The sequence below is a fragment of the Rhodococcus sp. (in: high G+C Gram-positive bacteria) genome, assembly GCF_049286785.1.
Taxonomy (GTDB): domain Bacteria; phylum Actinomycetota; class Actinomycetes; order Mycobacteriales; family Mycobacteriaceae; genus Rhodococcus_F.
The window spans coordinates 1-1,987 of the sequence record NZ_JBAQEO010000234.1 but is presented as its reverse complement, the minus strand read 5'-3'; the positions used below and the strand labels follow the sequence as shown (position 1 = coordinate 1,987).

At 68.0% G+C, this 1,987-nt stretch carries 2 protein-coding genes; one reads left to right on the top strand and one right to left on the bottom strand.

Annotated features, from left to right (window positions below):
- On the bottom strand, nt 1–1,661 hold a 1,661-nt coding region (locus WAW17_RS09560; protein WP_422332744.1), incomplete at its 3' end, for a chloride channel protein.
- A 62-nt stretch (nt 1,662–1,723) separates the two neighbouring features.
- Here WAW17_RS09560 and WAW17_RS09555 point away from each other — a divergent pair.
- A partial coding sequence (locus WAW17_RS09555) for a MarR family winged helix-turn-helix transcriptional regulator (RefSeq protein WP_422332743.1) occupies nt 1,724–1,987 on the top strand: 264 nt, incomplete at its 3' end.

The window sequence follows — 1,987 nt, the reverse complement described above, 5'->3', positions numbered from 1 at the left end:
CGCAGGGCCTCGGTCAGGGTGGAGTCCTCGGTCACGGTCGCGGTCAGTCGCGCCAACTGCACGACCGCGGTCTCGGTGGCCTCCGGGTCGCCGAGGGTTTCGGCCACCGCCCGCGAGGTCACGCACCCGTGATACGTGCCGTCCGCGCCGACAACGGGCAGGATTCCATGTTCGGACAACGACAAGGCGTGGGCGGCGTCGGCGAGGTTGGTGGTCTCGGTCAGCGGGGCGGGCAGGGGTTGGGCGAGATCACGCACGGTCATGCCGGCGAACGCTGTCGGGGTCTTGGGTTTTTCGATGTCGACGCCGCGGCGTAGGAGTTTGCGGGTGTAGATGGTGTCCTTCGAGATGAGGTGGCTCAGTCCCGCGGCCATGGCCACCGCGGCCATCAGCGGCAGGATGATCGAGTACTCGCCGGTGAGCTCGAACAAGATGATCACCGCGGTGATCGGTGCCCGGGTGGCGCCGGCGAGCGCGGCGCCCATCCCGACCAACCCGTATGCCCCCGCTGGCGAGCTGATCCCGGGTGCGGCCAGATTCGCGACGTCACCGAACGCGGTACCGGCCATCGCGCCGATGAACAGAGTCGGGGCGAACACCCCGCCGGAGCCGCCGATGCCGATCGTCAGGCTGGTGGCCACCATCTTCCCGACCATGAGGATCAGCAGGAACGCGAGCACGTACTTGCCCTCGACGGCGTTCTCGAGTACCGGGTACCCGACCCCGTACATTTGCGGCAGGACCAGCAGCAGGGCGCCGATCAGCAGACCACCGACGGCGGGGCGCAACCATTCCGGTCCGTGCCACGCCCAGTCGCAGACGTCCTCGATCAGGTACAGCACCTTGGAGAAGCACACCCCGACCGCGCCGACGACCACTCCGAGCGCGATGAACAGCAGGTATTCGAGTGGGCTGTGCACCGAGAACAACGGCAGCGACAGGAACGCCTCGTTGCCCAGGATCGCCCGCCCGACGATGGACGCCATCACACTCGAGAGCACCACAGCGCTGAAGGATTCCGTAGCGAAGTCGCGCAGGATCAGTTCCATCGCAAAGAACGGTCCCGCCAGCGGGGCGTTGAATGTCGCCGAGATCCCGCCGGCGGCCCCGCAGGCCACCATCACCCGCATCCTCGGTCCGCTCAGTCGGGTGATCCGGCCGAACGTCGAGCCGAGTGCGGCACCGATCTGCACGATCGGCCCCTCCCGCCCGACCGATCCGCCGCCGCCGATACACAGTGCGGACGCGAGGGCCTTGACCACACTGACCTGTGGGGCGATCCGGCCTTCCCGTTCGGCGACGGCGTACATCACCTCCGGAACCCCGTGCCCGCGTGCCTCCGGGGCGAACCGGTATACCAGCGGCCCGTAGATCGCCCCGGCGATCACCGGCACCAGCAGGACGAACCACATCCCCAGCGCCGGCAGGTGTGGATTGGCGGCATGCCCGGCATCGGAGTAATCGTCGACACCTGTGAACATTCGGGTGAACGTCGTGATCAGCCACCGGAAGACGACCGCGGCCAGACCGGTCCCGGCGCCGATGACCAGGGCCAGCGGGACCAGCGAGGTCGGACTCTCCCGCAGCCACCGACCGGCGGATTCCCTGCCTGGGACCGGGAGCGGGCGGCCCATCGGCCACCGTCCTGCCTCCGCCATCATTATTGCAGTATGCAATAGTTGCTGAGGGACGGCATCGCCGGGGCGACGACGAGGAGCGCATCGTGCACGACAGAGCAGCGGCCACCGGGGAGGACACCGTCGACGCGATCACCGATGCGGTGTTGACCGCATCGCGGTTGCTGGTGTCTCTCTCCGCTCGATCCATCGCCGACGTCGACGAGACGATCACGATCGCGCAGTTCCGGGTCCTCGTCGTGCTCGACACCCGCGGCCCGCTGAACCTTGCCTCGCTCGCGCACCATCTCGGAGTGCAGCCGTCCACGATGACGCGAATGGTCGAGCGTCTCGTGCAGGGCGGACTGATC